Origin of the sequence: Vibrio sp. 99-8-1, from assembly GCF_013114595.1 — a bacterium.
In the GTDB taxonomy this organism is placed as follows: Bacteria; Pseudomonadota; Gammaproteobacteria; order Enterobacterales; family Vibrionaceae; genus Vibrio.
In genome coordinates this window covers 1-20,467 of record NZ_VTXE01000034.1, presented here as the reverse complement: position 1 = coordinate 20,467, position 20,467 = coordinate 1, and the positions used below count along the sequence as shown (strand labels likewise).

Here is a 20,467-nt window from a genome sequence, read left to right as displayed (position 1 = left end):
TATTTAATTCTCAACGTAAGGGGTAAATTTACTGCCACCACAGTGCGAGCTGAGGGAAGGCGATAACTAAACTTAGGACCATTATTTGCAGAGCAATAAACGGCAATAATGAGGTAAATATTTCTCCAAGAGTGATCTCTTTTGGTGCCACAGACTTAAGGTAGAATGCCGCTGGGCCAAATGGTGGTGATAAGAATGCCACTTGCATATTGAGACAGAAAACCACGCCAAACCAGACAGGATCCATACCCAAACCGGTAATGATGGGAACAAAAATAGGCATAGTAAGTAATGCTACACCCACCCAATCTAAGAACATCCCAAGAACAAATAGAATGGCCATCATAATCATTAATGTTGCCATCGCATGACCACCACTAAGGGCTAAAATGGTCTGCTCAACAAAGTCGATGCCACCCATCAGGTTATAAACACCAACAAGAGCTGATGCACCTATGCCTATCCACATAATCATTCCGCAGGTGCGCATGGTGGCAATAGCGGACTCTTTGACCATGGTTACACTCAGCTCACCACGAATAGGGGCACTTATGGCAATACCAACAACACCAAGAGCGGAAGCTTCTGTTACCGAGGCGATACCGGTGTAGATACTTCCCAAGACTGTCGCTACTGAGAGAAGAGGAAAAAACAGCGCTTTAAAATAGCTAGGTTGGTTTTTGGCATCTTCTGCCAACTCTTCCTCTGAAGGAAGAGGAGCGAGGGCCGGATTGATTTTGCATCGAATGAGAACATAAGTGACGTAGGCCATGGCGAGAATAAAGGCTGGGATAAAGGCCGCTTTAAATAGATCACCAATAGAAACCGAAGCCGATAAGCCGTAAATAATTAATACAATACTTGGTGGAAGCATGGTGCCTAGCGCGCCACCAGCACAAGTTGTGCCAATCGCCAGTTTGCGGTCGTAACCTAGGCGAAGCATTTGTGGTAATGCCAAAATACCCAGTAGTACGGTTTCGCCGCCAATTACTCCCGACATGGAAGCGAGTACGACAGCAACAATAAGGGTTTGAACGGCTACGCCACCACGAACTCGGCGTCCAACACTCTTCATCGCATCAAACAGATCCCGAGCAATACCGGATCGATCGAGTAATGCAGCCATTAAAACAAACATGGGGACAGCTAAGAAAACATAGCCGTTAACAAAACTGAATATTCTACTGGTTACTAGGGGAAGTGCATCCACACCAAACCAACCTAAAGTGAATAGCAAGGCAACTAATGCAGTAACAAAGGCCAACTGCATGCCTGTCAACAGTAAGGCAATCATCATGCCTAGCATTAATAGGCTACCGTAAGCTATGCCAATAGAAGATAAATCAAACATCTTTATGCTTCCTTAGATCTTGGATTTCATTAATGAGGTGCAGGGTAAACTGAATAAACATTGTGATAACGGTAAGGAAAATAAGTCCTTTCAGTAGTGCTGGAAATGGAGGGTTCCAAGCGGTTCCAGATGTTTCGAGATGAATGTCTCCCCACGGAGTTAGCCAAGAATTAATGACCATTTGATAAGCGGCATAAATAAGTAGTCCAGATAGCAGTAACCCTGCTAAATGATGAAAAATATTAAGATAGTGACGTGTTGTCTGAGATACCGAGTCGTAAATAAGTACTACTCGCACATGTTTATCTGTGGCTAAAGCATAACTACCACCAATAACGAATAACGATCCGCCAAGAAAGGAAGCTGTTTCATGTACCCAAATGGTTGGGGCATTAAATAGGTAGCGACTCACTACTTCATAAAACGAAATCATAACGGTAAAAACAAACAGTAAGCTAAGTAGTTGACTGGTTTTATCTATGATTTTATCGAGCCTATTTTTGGGCATTTGCTCGTTCTCTTGTATTGCGGGAAGCTCTTTCATTATTCTCTGTCCGAGGAAGTAGGGGGAATAAATCCCCCTTTTTGTCAATGATTTACAATAGTCCTGAGTTTTTCAGGTAGCTAGTAATGGAGTCATAGACTTTTTGAGCGTTAGGAGAGCGTTCTGCAAACTTTTTCCATTCACCCATGGCGATAGTACGGAATTTTTTACGTTCTTCCGCTGGCCAATCATGAATGGTGATGTCTGGGTTTGCTTGTGCTTCTTTTACCGCTTCTTGATCGGCAATGCGCAATTGAGTGGTGATATCGGTAGCAAAGTCTCGAACCGACACGGTCATTATCTCTTGTAGATCAGCAGGTAGTTTGTCCCACTTTTTCTGACTCATTGAGATATCAATAAGAGGTAATGAGTGGAAACCAGGTTGAACTGGATGAGTGGCAATATCATTCATTCCCGCTTTTTGGTTGGTAGAGAATACCGTGTAGTCTGCGGCATCAATAACGCCTTTGCTTAACCCGGTAAACACTTCTGAACCTGGTAGGTTTACTGGCGCAGCGCCTGCAGCTGCAAAGACTTGTTGAACCAAGCCTTCAGGGGCACGAAGTTTTAGACCTTTAAGATCAGCAACGCCATTTAGTGGTACTTTAGAAACAAAAGACTCGACGCCTGTTGTTGAACCACCAATATATTTTACTCCGTATGGAGCATAGAGTTCGGTCATTAACTCATAACCGCCACCATAGTTAATATATTGAAGCAGTTGGCGAGTGTCAGACCAAGCTCCAACCATATTACCGATAAGACCAAAAGCAGGATCTTTACCGGAGAAATAGCCAGTAGCTGTAATATGACCATCAAGCACGCCCATTTTAATCGCGCCTAAAGTTTCGGTATGTTTTACCACTGCACCAACGGGTAATAGATCGATATTGATTCGACCAGCCGACATTTTCTCCACTCGTTCAGTCCACTCTTTTTGAACTTGGAAGTTTTTGTCACCCGATGGGTCACTGGATTGGAATTTAAATGTAAAGTCAGCAGAAAATGCTGATGTAGAGAGTAGGGTAGCAACAACAGCAGTACTCAGTGTTTTCATTGTGTACTTCATAAGGTCAGTCCTTTAATTAGTATTTTATATCCCTGTGTTACCGGGAACATTGATTATGTTATCGGTAACATTTGAGTTAATCTACTATATAGATCACAGTTAGCTCTATTATTGTCTATTTTGTGATCAAGGATTCTTTTATGGCTAAACGTGACATAAACTCAAGTGATCTCAAGATGCAGGATTCAGATCTGCATCAACAGGTTCAGTTCAAGAAGGATAACCGAAGCAATGGCGTCCTCTTTCAAGGTTATCTGGTACATAGATACAAAAAAAGTGGTAACTGAGTACCACTTTCTTTTTTACCGTAACAATAGCAACTGACAATGTGGTGCTAGTGCTGATAGGCCTTTTGTACTTCTTCAGCGATTATGGTTATACCATCGCGCATACTTTGTTCATCTTGCACATAATTCATTCGTATACATTGACGGGTATGAGGCCAGCTATTCTCGTTGTTTTGAGTCTCGCAATCTTGCCCAATAAAGAAGTATTCTCCCGGAATAATCAAAACACCTCGCGCTTTTAACCGGTTGTAAAGCTCCATGGATGTGATGGGCAGTTCATCAAACCACAACCAAAGAAAAATAGCGCCTTCTGGCTTATGAATTTTAAAGCGGGGATCAGGAATCGCTTCTTGTAGCAACTCGACAGCATGAATCGCTTTTTGTTGATAAAACGGCTTAATGATCATCTGGCTTAGCTGCAGCAGGTCGCCAGACTCAATCATATGAGTGCCTATAGCGGGTCCAATACCACTTGGCGCAAGGCTAATAATACCGTTTACATTGGTCATAGCCTGAGTGACTTCCTCATTGGCAATGACAATGCCGCAGCGAACGCCCGGTAAACCTAATTTAGATAAGCTCATACAGAGAATGGTGTTTTCATTCCAGAATGGTTTTACTTCTTCAAAAATAATGTTTGGGAAGGGTGTCCCATAAGCATTATCAATAATTAGTGGGATATTGTTTTTGCGGGCAAGTATATCCAGTTTTTCTACTTCAGCGTCGGTGAGGACATTCCCTGTTGGATTGGTGGGTCTTGATGCACAGATTGCTGCTACAGAGTCATCGATGTGAAGCTGTTCAAAATCTACATGGTATTTAAACATGCGATTATCTAACTCTTCGATCTCTGGTCGGTAAGAAACAAAAATATCGTCATCAATACCTGAATCGCCATAGCCTATATATTCAGGTGCAAGAGGAAGTAAGATTTTCTTATGTGAACCGTCAGGTTGCGTTCCCGCAAAAAGATTAAATAGATAGAAAAAGGCACTTTGACTGCCATTGGTTAAGCTAATGTTTTTTTCGCTAATGTCCCAGCCATAGCTCTCCTTGAGCAGGTTCGCGAGTGCTTTTACAAAGGTATCTTTTCCTTGGGGACCATCATAGTTAGCCATGGCATCAACCAGTCTCCCATTCACCAGCATGTCGCTGCTGGCTTGGTGAAAATAGTCGAGCATGGCAGGAATAGCGGCTGGGTTGCCACCTCCCAACATAATGGCTCCGGGCGTTCGTAGCCCTTCATTTAAGTCTGCCATTAATTGGGTTATACCTGAGTGTCGATTGAACTTTTCACCAAATTTAGAAAATTGCATCTGCTTCCATACCTGCTTTTATCGGGGTTACTGTCAGTGTTACTACGTCAGTTTTTGACTGGCGAGGCGAATAATATTTGAACATACCGCATTGTCTAGATTAGGAAAAGTATGAATTTGCTTGTACAAGAAAAAAAAGCAGTTGAAATACCAACGAGCGGTTACTGATTAAGGCGTGCTGTTAAAGCTAAAACGTGGCGAGATGGGTAACTAAAACTAGTGATGTCCCTAACTCTAGTGTTGTTTGCCTGCCAGATGAAAAGCCCTACAGTAAACGCAATCATTTTAGCATTAGACAAAAAAAGGGAAGCAATAGCTTCCCTTAGTGACTGTTATCGTACAATATTTTGTATATAACGCGTTATTTCTGCAGTAATGATATATCGGCAATCTGTAGGAATAGATTACGAAGGTTGTTCAATAGTGTCAGACGGTTCTTTTTCAAAGCTTCGTCGTCAGCCATTACCATTACATTATCAAAGAAAGCATCGACAGGTTCACGTAGTGCAGCGAGTTTGCTTAGGGCTTCTTGGTAGTTACCGGTAGCAAATGCAGGTTCCAGTGCTTCTGTCATGACTTCTACGTTTTCAGCTAACGCTTTTTCTGCGTCTTCTTGTAAAAGAGCAAGATCAATGTCGCTCGCCAATTCACCGTCAAACTTAGCCAAAATATTGCCTACACGTTTATTGGCAGCGGCTAAAGACTCAGCTTCTTCTAGTCCACGGAAGTGGGAAACCGCTTTAACACGTTGGTCAAAGTCTGCTGGTTTTGTTGGACGACGAGCAAGCACCGCTTGAATAATATCAACGCTGAAACCCTCATCTTGATACCAAGCGCGGAAACGACCTAACATAAAGTCGATTACATCATTAACCACGTTCTCATTGGTTAGCTTGCCAGCAAATTGTGATTTAGCTTGTTCGATCAGTTCGACCAGATCAAGTTTATAACCATTTTCAACGATGATTCTCAGAACACCCAATGATGCGCGACGCAGTGCGAACGGATCTGATCCTTTTGGCGCTTGGCCAATACCAAAAATACCAACGATAGTATCTAGCTTATCTGCCATGGCCACAGCCGATGAAATGCCATTGCTTGGTAGATCATCACCAGCAAAGCGTGGCATATACTGCTCGTAAAGTGCCAAAGCAACTTGCTCATCTTCACCATCGTGAGTGGCATAGTGCATGCCCATAACGCCTTGTGTATCGGTAAACTCGAACACCATCGATGTCATTAAGTCACATTTAGCAAGAAGAGCCGCACGTTCTGATTTCTCTACATCAGCACCAATATTTTTGGCAATAAAACCAGATAATTGAGTGATACGGTCTGTTTTGTCTTTAATTGTGCCTAATTGTTTTTGGAAGATAGCGCTATCCAATTCAGGTAGACGATCAATTAGAGGTCGCTTGCGGTCAGTATTAAAGAAAAATTCTGCATCGGCTAAGCGAGGACGAACAACTTTCTCGTTACCTTCAATAACCTGACGTGGATCTTTTGATTCAATGTTGGAAACAAAGATAAAGTTAGGCAGGAGTTTGCGGTTTTTATCACCCATCTCATGTGAGTAAACAGGGAAATACTTCTGATCGCCTTTCATTGTGTACACCAAGGCTTCAGAAGGAACTTTTAAGAACTCTTCTTCAAACTTAGCGGTTAGTACTACTGGCCATTCAACCAGCGACGTTACTTCTTCAACGAGATCGTCTTCAAGATCGGCTATCCCACCTACGGCTTCAGCGGCTTTTTTTGAGTCAGCCAGAATAATCGCTTTACGAGCATCGTAATCCGCCATTACTTTACCGCGCTCTTCTAAAATAGCGGGATATTGGTCGGCACTGTCGATAGTGAATTCTTGCTCACCCATAAAACGGTGACCGCGGATAGTACGATCGGATGCTACACCAAGAATCTCACCTTCAATTAGGTCAGAACCGAGTAGCATAGTGAGGGTTTTCACTGGACGAATAAATTGTGTATCGGTGTCGCCCCAACGCATTGGCTTAGCAATTGGCAGGTTAGCCAGTGCTTTAGCAGCAAGCTCAACAACCAGTTCTTGTACCGGTTTACCTTTTACTTCTTGTTTAAAGAGTAGCCATTCGCCTTTGTCTGTTTTTAGACGGTCGGCTTGCTCAACGGTAATGCCATTACCACGAGCCCAACCTTGAGCCGCTTTCGTCGCATTGCCTTCGTCATCGAATGCAACGGAGATAGCTGGACCACGTTTTTCAACAACTTTATCTGCTTGACCTTCTGCAAGCTCAGCAACTTTAAGTGCTAAACGACGAGGGGCGGCATACCATTTAACACCTTGATGAGCAAGGTCGGCACCTTTAAGCTCTGTTTCAAAGTTGTTCGCAAATGCTTCAGCAAGAGTACGAAGTTGTGTTGGTGGAAGCTCTTCGGTACCTAGCTCAATTAAAAAATTCTTCGCCATGATTACTTCTCCTCATCCTGTTTGTTACACATCGGGAAACCTAGTGCTTCACGTGATGCATAATATGCTTGTGCAACGGATTTTGTTAAATCACGAATGCGTAGGATGTAACGTTGACGCTCTGTTACGGAGATCGCTTTACGTGCATCTAGCAGGTTAAATGCATGGCCTGCTTTAAGAATGCGCTCGTAAGCGGGAAGAGGTAGAGGTGACTCTAACTCTAGCAACTCTTTACACTCTTTTTCACACTGGTCAAAGAAGGTGAATAGGAAATCCACATCGGCGTGTTCAAAGTTGTATGTTGATTGTTCAACTTCATTCTGATGGAAGATATCACCATAGGTTGTTTTACCCAGAGGACCATCAGCCCAAACTAAGTCATAAACCGAATCAACGCCTTGAATGTACATTGCTAAACGTTCGATACCGTAAGTGATCTCACCAGTAACAGGTTTACACTCTAGACCACCAACCTGTTGGAAGTAAGTAAACTGAGTCACTTCCATACCGTTTAGCCAGACTTCCCAACCAAGACCCCAAGCACCTAGTGTCGGGTTTTCCCAGTTATCTTCTACGAAACGGATATCGTGTACTAAAGGATCAACACCAAGTACTTCTAAAGAACCAAGATACAACTCTTGAATATTGTCAGGAGAAGGCTTAATCATTACTTGGAATTGATAGTAATGTTGCAGACGGTTAGGGTTTTCACCATAACGGCCATCTGTTGGTCGGCGTGACGGTTGCACATAAGCGGTCGCCATTGGCTCTGGGCCGATGGCACGTAAGCATGTCATTGGGTGAGAAGTCCCCGCACCCACTTCCATATCGAGAGGCTGAACAATAGTACAACCCTGTTGTGCCCAATAATCCTGCAGCGCGAGGATCATACCTTGAAAGGTTTTGATATCGTATTTTTGCATAGTAGGTTTGCGCGAATCTTCTGTTTGAATGAATGAAAAATAACTACAAAGTATAGCGATATATTGAAGTGGGGAGTAGAGCTTTTATTGCTTATTTTTTTTTCAAATTAAAGAAATCTGATGATTTAAGGGTTAAATGCTCATTTTTGATGGTAATAAGACCTATTTATGGCGATTTTTTATCTGCAAGGTTGCTGAGTAGTGTCTTTTGGGGTTGAAAAAGAGTGAAGAGAACTTGAGTGGTCACTGGATATGTAATGCCTACCAGCCCGGCAATTTAAGTCGTGAGTCTGGGCTGGATACGTTCCATTCAATACTGAATAGCTTAAGGCATTTTTTGTAAATTAAAGGCTACAGATGAAAAATCACTCAAGCCCTTTTTTAATCAAATACTGATAAGGCAGTACATCAGTTTGAGAGTCGATTAGTTGGTGATCCATAAATCGACAAAAACTGGGAATATCTCTGGTGGTTGATGGGTCGTCAGCGTTAATAAGCAAAACTTCACCATCTTGCATGTTTCTTATTGTCTTCCTGACCATCATTACTGGCTCTGGACAGCGTAATCCTTCCGCTTCAAGCGTCTTATTTGCCAGCTCAGGGGCTATTGTCATTAGGTGTTCTCTCTGAAAATTTCACGGTTGATATTACTGGTAGAAAAAAAAAATTCAATAAAAGCTTGGCAAATGTAAAAAAGATCGCTACATTTAATTAACAAATGCGCAACATGTTAAGTCGTGTTACAGCACTATTCCAATTTTCTTGGGCTTCCCCGCTGAAAGGCGGGATTTTTTTTGTCTGAAGAAAAGTGATTGTTTTCATGGGAGTAGCTGTTTTCTAGCGTCTAGCTAGCTTACTGAAAGCCATTAGGTTAGTGACATTGGTAATGCAACAAGTTAACAAAGCCTGCAATCAGCAGGCTCTGTTATAAATTACTTTTCTACAAAATTGTCAGCGTACCCTTTTGGAGGTGGTGTCCAGCCACGCTCTGAGCGAGTGTGCTTGTCGCTGCGATCGTGCTTCATCTCTTCAGAAACACTCTCTTCTAGGTGTATAAAAAGCTGACGATAGTTATTATCGAAGCGTTCACCTTCAGCGTCATCTTGCCATGCGGTATAGAGCATATCTGACTTTTTGTTTTCAACTCGTTTGTATGTGGTTTTCTGTTGTTCAATGAAGAATGGGTGCAATCCCATAACTTTCATTGCGTGTCCGCCAATTTCTAACGATGAATGATAAGTTTCTGATTCGATAATGTCTGCACCGGCTTGACGGAGTCGATACCCATGACCACGGTCGAAAGCTCGTACGATAACGGTGACTTTTGGATAAGTATGTTTGACGTACTTGACCAGTTCAACACTGCTTTCTGGTTGGTCGATAGCGATAACAATCGCTCTAGCATTCTCAATACCGGCAGTATGAAGTAAGTCGGGTCGAGTGGCATCGCCATAGTAGGCTTGAGTTCCTATTTTCCTCACCACATCGACTTGGTTGGCTTGGTGATCCAGTACCACGGTTTTTACTCCGTTTGATACCAGTAAGCGATTAACTATTTGGCCAAAACGTCCAATACCTACAATGATGACAGAGCCTTGCTCCTCTATGACATCACTCTCTCTGTCATTGGATTCTTGCTGATAACGCGGCAGTATCATTTTATCAAACAAAATAAACAGTCCTGGCGTGAAGAACATTGAAAGTGCAACAACTAAAGACAATGTTTGCGCTATCTCTGCGGGTAGGGCGTGGTTTTGCATTGAGAAACTGAGTAATACAAAGCCAAATTCACCGGCCTGCGCCAAGCTCAAAGCAAATAACCAACGATCACTGCCTTTGATTCTAAAAATCAGAGCAAGTAAGAACAGAACTGCCCCTTTTAATAACATTACTGCTAACGTTAAGCCGATAATAACGAAAAATTGGCTGAACAGAATAGAGAAGTTAATACCGGCTCCGACGGTAATAAAAAAGAGCCCTAGAAGTAAACCTTTAAAGGGATCGATATTGGATTCCAGCTCATGTCGAAACTCACTATTGGCTAAAACCACCCCTGCTAAGAAAGTGCCTAATGCTGGTGATAGTCCGACTAAGCTCATTAATGCTGCAATACCAATTACGAGCATTAGTGCGGTAGCGGTAAATATTTCTCTAAGCCCAGAACTGGCCACAAAGCGAAAAAGTGGGCGACTGAGAAAATGGCCACCAACCACCACTAAAGCAATAGAGGCGGTGATCACTAATCCATAAGCCCAGCCAGGAAGTCCAGCAACAAGACTTAACTCTTCATGATGTTCTGCGGCGGTGTTTGCGGCTAACTGAGCCTGTTCAATTAACTCCGGCAATGCGAGTAAAGGAATAAAGGCCAACATTGGAATAACAGCGATGTCTTGAAATAGCAAAACGGAAAAGGCATTTTTCCCGCCCTCTGTTTTGCTTAACCCTTTTTCACTAAAAGTTTGCAATACAATGGCCGTGGAAGAGAGTGCGAATATGAGGCCAATAGTTAATGCGATGCTCCATACTTGACCTAGAGATAACGCGATCGCCATGACCAATGCGACCGTTCCACCAACTTGTAAGCCACCCAATCCCATTAAGCGGTTGCGCATTGCCCATAACATCTTGGGTTCTAGCTCTAAACCGACTAAAAACAGCATCATGACCACACCAAACTCTGCAAAGTGTTGGATGGTGGTGGTTTCTTCTCCGACTAAGCCAATGATTGGCCCAATGACAACGCCTGCGATTAAGTAGCCCAGTACGGAGCCTAGTCCTAATCGCTTAGCAATGGGAACAGCAATGACCGCCGCGACCAAATAGATAAATGCTTGTAAGAAAATACCTGTCATCATCTATCTCCTTCAGTTTTTTGCTCTGACGCGATGAGTTGATCCAAAACGTGGGTCAGTTTTTCAACTTTACTGGCCTGCTCTAAATCTAATTGATCTCTTGTTAAAGCGGTGAGTAGCCTTTCCCAACGTTGAACATGGCTCTCTATTCGACCTTCTTCTAATGCCGTTCTGGAACCAAATAGGGCAAAAGGAGCAAGGTAATGCATCCCTGTTAATGATGCGGTTTGCTCAAATGGGTGAAATAGCTCACGAATAGTAAAGTGATTGTAACCATCTGTTTGATAAGCTTCTGCTTTACCGCCTGCAGTGGTGGCGCAAAAGAAGACTTTGCCTTGTAAAGCATTGCCATCTTGTCCATAGGCAAAACCGTATTCTAAGACAAGGTCTTGCCACTCTTTTAATAGTGCAGGTGAGGAGTACCAGTAAAGGGGAAACTGGAAAACAATAATGTCGTGATCAAGCAACCTCTGTTGCTCGCGATCTATGTTGATATTAAAGGTTGGGTACTCACCATATAAATCGATAGCGGTAACATGCTCTATATTTGCAGCTGCTTTGAAGAGTGTTTGATTCACTTCAGATCGGTGTTGTGAAGGGTGAGCATATAAAACCAGTACTTTTTTCTTTGCCATATTAACCCCAACTGACGATAAGATGATTGCTGTTATTGAAGATGTATTATTGTCTGGCACCTTCTATTTCTCAATGCATTCAAAGAGAAACTATGTAGAGACATTTGAGTATAGGATGCTCTTCGATAGAAGAGTATACTTACTCATCTCAAGGAACGTTATCCGATAAGAGTTGGCTGTGGAACTGGAAGATATTTACCGTAAAGATTTAAATTTGCTGGTGGCATTAAAAGTGTTGATTGAAGAGGGCACGGTTAGTAAAGCAGCTACTCGATTAAATCTAAGCCAATCGGCGATGAGCCGTGTTTTAGGGCGTTTAAGAGAACTGCTGGATGATCCTCTGTTTACTCGGCAAGGCCAGCAGTTGATCCCGACTGAAAAAGCCTTAGAAATTGGACAGTTATTGGGTGAGCCGCTGGATGCCGTTCGACAGTTACTCTCTTCTAAAGAGTTCAGTGCAAAAAGCTGTAATCAATCTTTTACCATTGCGACCACCGATTACGCAATGCAGACCATTTTACCTTTTGCTTTACCGCGGATTTATCAGGAAGCGCCTAATGTCTCGTTGGAGTTTCTTCCATTGCACCATGAGCAACTAATGTATCAATTGACCACCCAAGGTGCTGATCTGGCGATATGTCGACCGACGACATCGGTTGAGCCGCTATTAAGCGACATTTTAGGTAAGGTTGGTGTCTCTTGTCTGTTATCGAAAAAGCATCCGTTGGCATTTAAACAGATGACGTTGGATGATTACTTAGAGTATCCACATGCCATGATAGCGATTAGTGATGGTGTTAAAGCGTTGATCGATCATGCTTTAGAAGGACAGCCAGCAAGGCGAACCATGATAAGGGCTTATCACTTAGAAGCTGCGCTAGCGGTTGTGGATACCGTGCCACTTATTATCACCGTTCCTGCTGATTTAGCGTATCTGGTTGCTGATCGATATGACTTGCTTATTAAGCCTTTACCATTTGCCTTTACACCGTTTGATTACTCGATGATTTGGCACCCTAGGTGTGAACATTCACCTTCACAAGAGTGGCTGCGTAATGTGCTTAAAGAGGAGTGTGGTCGACTCATTGCTAAGAGAGTGGAAGATCTGGGCTTATTGCCGGCCAGCAGTAATGAGGTTAAATAAAAAAACGGACAAGGCTGGCTTGGCCATTTGTCCGTTTTCTATTGATAGAGTCGTGCTTATAGCTTAATGACGACACGGCCTGTTACTTGACCATTAGTGATATCTTCTGCGTATTTTGCTGCCTCAGCCAGTGATATCTCATTACATGCTTGCTCAAAGAAGCTTTCTGGTAAGAGTTTAGATAGCGATTCCCATGCAGCGATACGTTTTTCTGTCGGGCAAGATACTGAATCAACACCTTGCAGGCGAACATTACGCAAGATAAATGGCATTACCGTTGTTGGTAAGTCGAAGCCACCAGCTAATCCGCAAGCGGCAACAGCACTGTTGTAATCCATTTGAGCAAGAACTTTAGCCAGTACTTTGCTACCAACAGTATCGATAGCGCCTGCCCATACTTGCTTCTCAAGAGGGCGTGCAGGTTCTTCAAAAACTGTACGGTCGATGATTTTGTTGGCCCCTAACTTTTCTAATAAAGGACCATTTTGCTCAACACGACCAGTAACTGCGGCCACTTGATAACCTAATTGTGCTAAAAGTGCAACGGAGACTGAACCTACACCACCACTTGCGCCAGTCACAACCACTTCACCATCTTCAGGTTTTATCCCTGCGTCTAGAAGTGCTTGCACACATAGCATTGCCGTAAAGCCCGCTGTACCGACCATCATGGCTTGTTTGCTGGAAAGAGCGCTTGGTAGCGGTACTAGCCAGTCTGCTTTTAGTTTGGCTTTTTCAGCCATGCCACCCCAGTGGTTTTCGCCTACACCCCAACCGGTAAGTACCACTTCATCGCCTTGTTTGTAACGGTTGTCGTCGGAACTGATGACTTTACCCGCCATATCTATTCCCGGAACCATTGGGAAGTTGCGGATAATTTTTCCTTTACCTGTAATAGCTAAACCATCTTTGTAGTTTAGAGATGAGTATTCTACTTCAACAAGAACATCACCTTCTGGTAATTGAGATTCATCCAATTGCTCAATTGCTGCCAGTGTGCGTTTTTCTTGTTGATTTAGAACCAGAGCGTTAAACATGGCTTTCTCCACTAGAGTTAATAGTAATTTGTTTATTTGACCGACTAAGTGTAGTTGCTAATTGGGTATGACTAAAATGAAACTTTAGCATTATATATATGCATATTACGCATATAAAAGGAGCGACTTTCGTCGCTCCTGTAATAGTCGGGATAATTTATGCTGCTCTTTACGGCGTTATGTTTGTTTATCGAGGATCTATTCCACTCTCTCAAACACGGTGGCTATGCCCTGACCTAAGCCTATACACATGGTGGCTAAACCAAATTGAGCGTCTTTCGCTTCCATTAGGTTTATCAGGGTGGTGGAGATTCGAGAACCAGAACAGCCTAGCGGGTGACCTAAAGCAATAGCACCCCCATTTAGGTTGATTTTATCCTCAACGACATCCAATAAGCCGAGATCTTTTACACAAGGTAACGACTGCGCTGCAAACGCTTCATTAAGTTCGATAACATCAAGTTGATCGACGGTAATGCCTGCACGTTGCAACGCCTTTTGTGTTGCAGGAACAGGACCGTACCCCATAATTGATGGATCACAACCAGATACCGCCATTGAACGAACCCGAGCACGAATGGTAAGCCCCAGTTGTTTGGCCTTATCTTCACTCATAACCAGCATTGCTGATGCACCGTCAGAGAGTGCGGATGAGGTTCCCGCGGTAACGGTACCATTTGCAGGATCAAAGACGGGACGAAGTTGCGATAAACCTTCCACGGTGGTCTCAGGCCTAATAACTTCATCATAATCAAGTTGAATTAACGATCCATCAGCACTGTGGCCTTCCGTCGCAAGAATTTCATTTTTAAAACGTCCCTCTAGAGTAGCTGCGTGGGCACGTGCATGAGAGCGAGCGGCAAATTCATCTTGTTGCTGACGTGAAATACCATGCAGCTTGCCAAGCATTTCGGCGGTAAGCCCCATCATTCCTGCTGCTTTGGCTACGTTTTTTGATAACCCTGGGTGGAAATCGACACCATGGTTCATGGGTACGTGGCCCATATGTTCTACTCCACCAATTAGACAAATCTCAGCGTCACCCACCATTATTGCTCGTGAAGCATCATGTAGAGCTTGCATTGAAGAGCCGCACAATCGGTTAACAGTCACTGCACCAATATTTTTAGGCAGATCGGCCAATAGCGCTGCATTTCTGGCGATATTGAAACCTTGTTCTAATGTTTGTTGCACACAGCCCCAATAGATATCTTCTATTTGCGTAGGATCGACTTGTGGGTTTCGTGCCAAGATGCCTTTCATCAGATGAGCAGAAAGGTCTTCTGCGCGAGTATGACGAAAGGCGCCACCTTTAGAGCGACCCATCGGTGTACGTAGACAATCGACAATTACGACGTTATTCATTGTGGTATTCCTTCTCCAAAAGTGACTAAAGTGAGCTTGCTTGTTGAGATTGGTAGAAAGAACCGCCGTTCTTTGCCATATCTATTAGCATTTGTGGTACTTGATAAAGTGGCCCTAGTTCGCTGTATTGCTTGGCCATTTCCACATAATTATTTATGCCTAGGCTATCTAAATAGCGGAATATGCCACCTCTAAATGGAGGGAATCCAAGGCCGTATACCAATGCCATATCCGCTTCTTGAGGCGACGCGATAATGCCTTCCTCTAAACAGAGCACAACTTCATTGATCATTGGAATCATCATTCGCTGGATAATGGTATCGTCACTAAACTCTTGTTGAGCAGAGCATGCCGGTTGTAAAACAGCGAGTATTTCTTCTGAGAAGACTTTCTTTGGTCGGCCTTTTTTGTCTTTGCTATAGCTATAAAAACCGGAACCATTCTTCTGACCATATTTTTCTGCTTCATATAAAGCATCAATGGCGTCTTTGCCCTCTTTGGCCATTCGAGCAGGAAAACCTTGAGCCATTACCGCTTGAGCATGGTGAGCAGTATCAATTCCAACCACGTCAAGCAGGTATGCTGGTCCCATTGGCCAACCAAATTTTTTCTCCATCACCTTATCAACAGATAAGAAGTTCGCACCATCCTTTAGTAGAGAACTAAAACCACCAAAATAGGGGAATAGTACTCGGTTCACAAAGAAGCCAGGACAGTCATTTACAACAATAGGTGATTTACCCATTTGAGCGGCATACGCCACGATTCGATTGATGGTTTCGTCGGACGTTTTTTCTCCGCGAATGATTTCAACTAAAGGCATACGATGCACAGGGTTAAAAAAGTGCATGCCACAGAAGTTTTCTGGACGTTGTAATGATTTAGCCAATAAATTGATTGGAATGGTAGATGTGTTTGATGTGACGACGGTCTCTTCTGTTACTTGCTGCTCGACTTCGCTTAACACTGCCGCTTTCACTTTAGGGTTCTCTACTACGGCTTCAACAATAATATCTGTCTGCTCCACGCCGGCGTAATGTAAGCTAGGAGTAATGGATGACAGTATTCCCGCCATTTTAAAACCATTAATACGGCCTCTTTCTAAACGTTTATTCAGCAGTTTAGATGCTTCACTCATGCCGAGATCCAGTGAGGGCTGTGCGATGTCTTTCATCAATACAGGAACACCTTTAAGTGCCGATTGATACGCTATTCCGCCCCCCATAATACCCGCACCTAGCACGGTGGCTCTTTCTGTTGGTTTTGTTGCGGTCTTCGTCGCTTTTTTGGCTAAACCTTTTATGTATTGATCATTTAAGAACAGACCTACTAAGGCATTGGCTTCTTCAGATTGAGCGAGTTTAATAAAGTGTTTTCGTTCCACATCGAGAGCGGCAGTTCTAGAAAGGGTTGCTGCTGCTTCTATCGCTTTAACTGAGGTAATTGGAGCAGGGTAATGAGGCCCTGCCTTTTGCATAACTAAGCCTTTTGCCATAGTGAAGCTCATCATGGACTCTAGCTTACTAAGGGTTAATGGCGATGTTTTTTGTTTGCGTCTTGCTTGCCAATCTAGTTTTCCATTATTGGCTTGTTGAATAGTATTGATGGCGGACTGAAGTAGCTGTTCACTATCCACAATGGCATCCATTAGCCCTAGTTTTAACGCTTCGTCGGCTCTGCAACTTTTTCCTGCTGTGATCAGTTCCATTGCGCTGTCTGCACCAATAAGGCGAGGCATACGAACTGAGCCTCCAAACCCTGGCATTATGCCTAGCTTAGTTTCTGGCAGGCCAATACTTGTGGTTGCATCACCAATTCGAAAATCGGTTGCGAGAACGCACTCACAACCACCACCTAAGGTATGCCCTTTTAATAGTGATAGAGTCGGGAAGGGGAGATCTTCAAGCTTATTGAAAATATTGTTGGCGTACAGCAGCCAGTTGTTCAGTTCATCTGCTGGTTTAGCAAATAAACCTAAAAACTCTGTGATATCTGCGCCAACGATAAAAGATTCTTTATCTGAGGTTAAAATTAAACCTGTTAAGTGTTGCTGTTCTTTTAGTTGATTCAGCGCGTTATCGAGAGCATCAAGGGTGGCAAGATCCAGTTTATTCACCGAGGCTGGTGCGCAAAAACTGAGTTCAGCTATGCCACTTTCTAATTCCTTCACTTGTAGGGTGTTGGCTTGGTAGATCATTATCTTTCTCCGTAAAGAGCAACCAAATGTTGCTAACTAGAGTCCATTTTGAAGTTATTTACTGTCATTATTCGATCATATGTTGTGGCTCGATATTGCAGTAATGTTGGTGGTACTTGTTGCTATTGTGATGACCACCTATCGGTTACATGTCGTTACTTTGCTACGCTTAAGCATGTTTGAACTAAGCGAGCTTTGGTACGACCAGTTGTATGATATTGAAGCAATTCAAACTTTATTTCAACAAAATTCAAACAACTGTTTAACATTTTGAGATCGGTCAAACGAATTGAATTAGATTATTGCGGTGTTACACTGGCCGCCTACTCTTTCTATGTCTAACTTTATGAATATTGAACCTTACCTTATACCTTCTGAGTCGGTGTTATTTGAAGAAGAGATTAAAAAAAGTGTTTTTATTACTCATTTAGCTCATACGCCGAGTGTTGATGCGGCAAAGGTATTTATAGAAAGCTGCAAGAAAGAACATGCAGCGGCAAGGCATAATTGCTGGGGTTTTGTTGCAGGACGACCAGAAGATTCTATGAAATGGGGTTTTAGTGATGACGGTGAGCCGTCCGGCACTGCTGGGAAACCTATTTTGGCTCAGTTAAGTGGCTCTGGTGTCGGAGAACTCTCCGCAGTCGTCACTCGTTATTCTGGTGGAATTAAGTTGGGTACCGGCGGGCTAGTTAAAGCGTATGGCGGTGGAGTACAAAGCGCTCTTCGTTTGCTTCAAACTATTGAGAAAAAAATCACCACTTGTGTACAACTAAGGTTAGACTATCCATCTATTTCGCTGGTTCAATCGCTGATAAATGCTTTCCAAGCGGTTGAGCTTTCATCGGACTTTTCAGTGCAAATAGAAATGGTTGTAGAAATTGAAAAGCGCAATTGTGACGATTTCATTCAATCTATTATCAATAAGAGTGGAGCGAAGGTATTCGTTTCTGAAATAAAAGAAAACTAGGAAACTGGAAGCTTAGCTTCATTTATTATCCATGCAATTTCGTTCAATAATTCGCATCGTAGGGCTGCTTTTAGCTCTGTTCAGTGTATCTATGCTTGCGCCAGCCTTTGTTGCTTTGATATACAGAGATGGAGCGGGTGTCCCTTTTGTCAGTACCTTTTTTGTTCTGCTGTTGTGCGGCGGGATATGCTGGTTTCCCAATCGACATCATAAAAAAGATTTGAAGTCCCGAGATGGTTTTTTGATTGTAGTGCTGTTTTGGACGGTAATTGGTAGTGCCGGAGCACTGCCTTTCCTCATATCTGAAAACCCTGCAGTCTCAATTACTGACGCCTTCTTTGAATCATTCTCGGCATTAACCACAACTGGTGCGACCGTTATTGTGGGTTTGGATGATCTGCCTAAAGCTATTCTGTTTTATCGTCAGTTTTTGCAATGGTTTGGTGGTATGGGAATCATTGTGTTGGCGGTAGCGATTCTTCCTGTGCTTGGTATCGGTGGTATGCAGCTGTATCGAGCTGAGATTCCGGGGCCTGTGAAAGACAGCAAAATGACCCCCAGAATTGCAGAGACAGCAAAAGCACTTTGGTATATCTATTTAAGCTTAACATTAGCCTGTGCCGGTGCTTTCTGGTTGGCGGGTATGAGCTTGTTCGATGCAATATGTCATAGCTTTTCAACCATTGCTATTGGTGGTTTTTCTACTCATGATGCCAGCATGGGGTATTTTGATAGCTCTGCGATCAATATGATTACCGTGGTCTTTTTGCTGATTTCTGGTTGTAACTACTCATTGCACTTTGCCGCATTTGCTTCAGGTGGTGTTCACCCTAAATACTATATTAAAGATCCTGAATTTAGAGCCTTCTTCTTTATTCAAGGAATACTATTTGTTGTCTGCTTTCTGTTGCTATTAAAGCATCACTCCTATATCTCCGTTTTTGACGCGTTCGATCAAGCACTATTTCAAACCGTATCTATCTCAACAACTGCCGGATTTACTACCACAGGTTTCGCTGAGTGGCCGCTGTTTTTGCCTGTGTTACTGTTATTCTCTTCTTTTATAGGTGGCTGTGCTGGTTCAACGGGCGGGGGAATGAAAGTGATAAGGATTTTATTACTTACCCTACAAGGCTCCCGTGAGATAAAAAGGTTGATTCACCCAAGAGCGGTATTCACCATCAAGTTAGGCAATACAGCTTTATCTCAACGAGTGGTTGATGCGGTATGGGGCTTTTTCTCTGCTTATGCATTGGTATTTGTTATTTGTATGCTGGCGTTAATTGCCACAGGTATCGATGAGTTGAGTGCATTCTCTGCTGTCGCGTCTACCTTAAATAATTTGGGCCCCGGCTTGGGTGATGTCGCCCTTCACTATGGGGACATCAATGATGATGCTAAATGGGTGTTGGTATTGTCTATGTTATTCGGTCGATTAGAAGTCTTTACTCTCCTCATTCTCTTTACGCCAACGTTCTGGCGCAGTTAAGGATATATTGTGAAAAAAGCACTTTTTTTATATTCCACTAAAGATGGTCAAACCGTCAAAATATTTAAACATATAGAAGCAGAGATGAATGAGTTTGAATGTGAACTCGTTGATCTCCATCTGCTGAATAATGTGGATTTTACTCATTATGACAAGGTGGTGATTGGTGCATCTATACGATATGGCCACCTTAATAAGAAGTTCTATCAATTTATAAACACAAATCTGGATGCATTGAAAGCCGCGAATGTGGCCTTTTTCTTAGTGAACTTAACGGCGAGAAAAGAGGACCAAGGAAAAGATACTCCTGAAGGAAGTGTCTATATGCAAACCTTTTTGAAGAAGTCTGCTTGGAAACCCGATCTACTTGCTGTTTTTGCTGGAGCGTTGCGATATCCACAATATCGTTTCTTTGATCGTTTCATGATTCAACTGATTATGAGAATGACTGGAGGGGAAACCGACACAACGAAAGAAGTTGAATACACAAATTGGAAAAAGGTTTCTATATTTGCTGAATCTATTAAGAAAATGTAAACAAAATTGGTTGTTTTGGGGCTTTTCGGTGTATTTTTGTTCGAATGGAAAATAAATTCAAAAAAGAGCCAAAAAAGGGTTGCCAATGTGATTTCGATCTCTATAATGCGCCCTCACTGACACGGCAGAGTCCACAAGGGTTAACTGGCAAAATCAGTCAGGCAGCAGCCTAGCAATGTGACTTTTTATTCCGCTTTTTAAGCAAGAATAAAAAAAGTAAAAAAGTGTTTGACACTTCACATTAAATCGCTAGAATGGCCGCCTCGCTTCAGGGAAGACCTTAACGGAAACCAAGAAGCAACGCTCTT

Annotated in this window: 17 protein-coding genes; 5 read left to right on the top strand and 12 right to left on the bottom strand. The window is 42.9% G+C overall.

Features of this window, described 5'->3' with window-relative positions; translation table 11 throughout:
- Nucleotides 1-28: 28 nt before the first annotated feature.
- Genes F0227_RS17305 through F0227_RS17295 form a run of 3 tightly spaced genes read right to left on the bottom strand, consistent with a single transcriptional unit; the run spans nucleotide 29 to nucleotide 2,964 of the window.
- A complete protein-coding gene (locus tag F0227_RS17305) occupies nucleotides 29-1,351 on the bottom strand; it encodes a TRAP transporter large permease subunit (protein ID WP_171754497.1) in 1,323 nt (440 codons plus the stop codon).
- A complete protein-coding gene (locus F0227_RS17300; RefSeq protein ID WP_171754529.1) occupies nucleotides 1,344-1,898 on the bottom strand; it encodes a TRAP transporter small permease subunit in 555 nt (184 codons plus the stop codon). Before F0227_RS17300 ends, F0227_RS17305 begins: the two co-directional genes overlap by 8 nt.
- A gap of 49 nt (nucleotides 1,899-1,947) precedes the next feature.
- Complete coding sequence (locus F0227_RS17295) at nucleotides 1,948-2,964, bottom strand: TRAP transporter substrate-binding protein (protein WP_171754496.1); 1,017 nt, start codon at nucleotides 2,962-2,964, stop codon at nucleotides 1,948-1,950.
- A 140-nt stretch (nucleotides 2,965-3,104) separates the two neighbouring features.
- Between F0227_RS17295 and F0227_RS17290 the strand changes: the two genes are divergently transcribed.
- Nucleotides 3,105-3,251, top strand: a complete 147-nt coding sequence (locus F0227_RS17290) for a hypothetical protein (RefSeq protein ID WP_171754495.1) — start codon at nucleotides 3,105-3,107, stop codon at nucleotides 3,249-3,251.
- A gap of 47 nt (nucleotides 3,252-3,298) precedes the next feature.
- Here F0227_RS17290 and F0227_RS17285 read toward each other — a convergent pair whose 3' ends face one another.
- The 6 genes from F0227_RS17285 to F0227_RS17260 all read right to left on the bottom strand — a co-directional run bounded on the left by F0227_RS17285 (nucleotide 3,299) and on the right by F0227_RS17260 (nucleotide 11,420).
- Nucleotides 3,299-4,567, bottom strand: coding sequence for a valine--pyruvate transaminase (locus tag F0227_RS17285; RefSeq protein ID WP_171754494.1), 1,269 nt, complete (start codon nucleotides 4,565-4,567; stop codon nucleotides 3,299-3,301).
- Between the two features lie 361 nt (nucleotides 4,568-4,928).
- Entirely contained in the window at nucleotides 4,929-7,010 is a 2,082-nt protein-coding gene (gene glyS, locus F0227_RS17280) for a glycine--tRNA ligase subunit beta (protein WP_171754493.1), read from the bottom strand.
- 2 nt (nucleotides 7,011-7,012) lie between these two features.
- The gene (gene glyQ / locus F0227_RS17275) at nucleotides 7,013-7,933 is read right to left on the bottom strand and encodes a glycine--tRNA ligase subunit alpha (RefSeq protein ID WP_171754492.1); all 921 of its coding nucleotides are present in this window, start codon (nucleotides 7,931-7,933) and stop codon (nucleotides 7,013-7,015) included.
- A 365-nt stretch (nucleotides 7,934-8,298) separates the two neighbouring features.
- On the bottom strand, nucleotides 8,299-8,547 hold the full coding sequence (tusA, locus tag F0227_RS17270; protein ID WP_171754491.1) for a sulfurtransferase TusA: 249 nt from the start codon (nucleotides 8,545-8,547) through the stop codon (nucleotides 8,299-8,301).
- A 318-nt stretch (nucleotides 8,548-8,865) separates the two neighbouring features.
- Nucleotides 8,866-10,785 carry a monovalent cation:proton antiporter-2 (CPA2) family protein gene (locus F0227_RS17265; protein WP_171754528.1) on the bottom strand — a complete coding sequence of 640 codons (1,920 nt, stop codon included), beginning with the start codon at nucleotides 10,783-10,785 and terminating at the stop codon, nucleotides 8,866-8,868.
- Entirely contained in the window at nucleotides 10,785-11,420 is a 636-nt protein-coding gene (locus F0227_RS17260) for an NAD(P)H-dependent oxidoreductase (protein WP_171754490.1), read from the bottom strand. Before F0227_RS17260 ends, F0227_RS17265 begins: the two co-directional genes overlap by 1 nt.
- Before the next feature lie 178 nt (nucleotides 11,421-11,598).
- Between F0227_RS17260 and F0227_RS17255 the strand changes: the two genes are divergently transcribed.
- On the top strand, nucleotides 11,599-12,564 hold the full coding sequence (locus F0227_RS17255; protein WP_171754489.1) for a LysR family transcriptional regulator: 966 nt from the start codon (nucleotides 11,599-11,601) through the stop codon (nucleotides 12,562-12,564).
- Between the two features lie 56 nt (nucleotides 12,565-12,620).
- On the opposite strand, the gene F0227_RS17250 is transcribed toward F0227_RS17255, so the two are convergent.
- The 3 genes from F0227_RS17250 to fadB form a co-directional block, all read right to left on the bottom strand.
- The gene (locus F0227_RS17250) at nucleotides 12,621-13,601 is read right to left on the bottom strand and encodes an MDR family oxidoreductase (RefSeq protein WP_171754488.1); all 981 of its coding nucleotides are present in this window, start codon (nucleotides 13,599-13,601) and stop codon (nucleotides 12,621-12,623) included.
- Between the two features lie 198 nt (nucleotides 13,602-13,799).
- Complete coding sequence (gene fadA, locus F0227_RS17245) at nucleotides 13,800-14,966, bottom strand: acetyl-CoA C-acyltransferase FadA (protein ID WP_171754487.1); 1,167 nt, start codon at nucleotides 14,964-14,966, stop codon at nucleotides 13,800-13,802.
- 25 nt (nucleotides 14,967-14,991) lie between these two features.
- A complete protein-coding gene (fadB, locus tag F0227_RS17240; RefSeq protein ID WP_171754486.1) occupies nucleotides 14,992-17,163 on the bottom strand; it encodes a fatty acid oxidation complex subunit alpha FadB in 2,172 nt (723 codons plus the stop codon).
- Nucleotides 17,164-17,509: 346 nt separating this feature from the next.
- On the opposite strand from fadB, the gene F0227_RS17235 reads away from it, so the two are divergent.
- Genes F0227_RS17235 through hemG form a run of 3 tightly spaced genes read left to right on the top strand, consistent with a single transcriptional unit; the run spans nucleotide 17,510 to nucleotide 20,159 of the window.
- Nucleotides 17,510-18,133, top strand: a complete 624-nt coding sequence (locus F0227_RS17235; RefSeq protein WP_171754485.1) for a YigZ family protein — start codon at nucleotides 17,510-17,512, stop codon at nucleotides 18,131-18,133.
- Nucleotides 18,134-18,164: 31 nt separating this feature from the next.
- A complete protein-coding gene (locus F0227_RS17230) occupies nucleotides 18,165-19,622 on the top strand; it encodes a TrkH family potassium uptake protein (protein WP_171754484.1) in 1,458 nt (485 codons plus the stop codon).
- A gap of 9 nt (nucleotides 19,623-19,631) precedes the next feature.
- Nucleotides 19,632-20,159: a menaquinone-dependent protoporphyrinogen IX dehydrogenase gene (gene hemG / locus F0227_RS17225; protein ID WP_171754483.1), complete on the top strand. Its 528-nt coding sequence runs from the start codon at nucleotides 19,632-19,634 to the stop codon at nucleotides 20,157-20,159.
- Nucleotides 20,160-20,467 lie beyond the last annotated feature (308 nt).

Coding starts and splice junctions, on each gene's coding strand:
- F0227_RS17305 (WP_171754497.1), bottom strand. CDS start 1,351: ATGTTTGATTTATCTTCTATTGGCATAGCTTACGGTAGCCTATTAATG.
- fadB (WP_171754486.1), bottom strand. CDS start 17,163: ATGATCTACCAAGCCAACACCCTACAAGTGAAGGAATTAGAAAGTGGC.
- F0227_RS17250 (WP_171754488.1), bottom strand. CDS start 13,601: ATGTTTAACGCTCTGGTTCTAAATCAACAAGAAAAACGCACACTGGCA.
- glyS (WP_171754493.1), bottom strand. CDS start 7,010: ATGGCGAAGAATTTTTTAATTGAGCTAGGTACCGAAGAGCTTCCACCA.
- F0227_RS17285 (WP_171754494.1), bottom strand. CDS start 4,567: ATGCAATTTTCTAAATTTGGTGAAAAGTTCAATCGACACTCAGGTATA.
- F0227_RS17230 (WP_171754484.1), top strand. CDS start 18,165: ATGCAATTTCGTTCAATAATTCGCATCGTAGGGCTGCTTTTAGCTCTG.
- F0227_RS17260 (WP_171754490.1), bottom strand. CDS start 11,420: ATGGCAAAGAAAAAAGTACTGGTTTTATATGCTCACCCTTCACAACAC.
- F0227_RS17290 (WP_171754495.1), top strand. CDS start 3,105: ATGGCTAAACGTGACATAAACTCAAGTGATCTCAAGATGCAGGATTCA.
- tusA (WP_171754491.1), bottom strand. CDS start 8,547: ATGACAATAGCCCCTGAGCTGGCAAATAAGACGCTTGAAGCGGAAGGA.
- F0227_RS17265 (WP_171754528.1), bottom strand. CDS start 10,785: ATGACAGGTATTTTCTTACAAGCATTTATCTATTTGGTCGCGGCGGTC.
- F0227_RS17235 (WP_171754485.1), top strand. CDS start 17,510: ATGAATATTGAACCTTACCTTATACCTTCTGAGTCGGTGTTATTTGAA.
- glyQ (WP_171754492.1), bottom strand. CDS start 7,933: ATGCAAAAATACGATATCAAAACCTTTCAAGGTATGATCCTCGCGCTG.
- fadA (WP_171754487.1), bottom strand. CDS start 14,966: ATGAATAACGTCGTAATTGTCGATTGTCTACGTACACCGATGGGTCGC.
- F0227_RS17295 (WP_171754496.1), bottom strand. CDS start 2,964: ATGAAGTACACAATGAAAACACTGAGTACTGCTGTTGTTGCTACCCTA.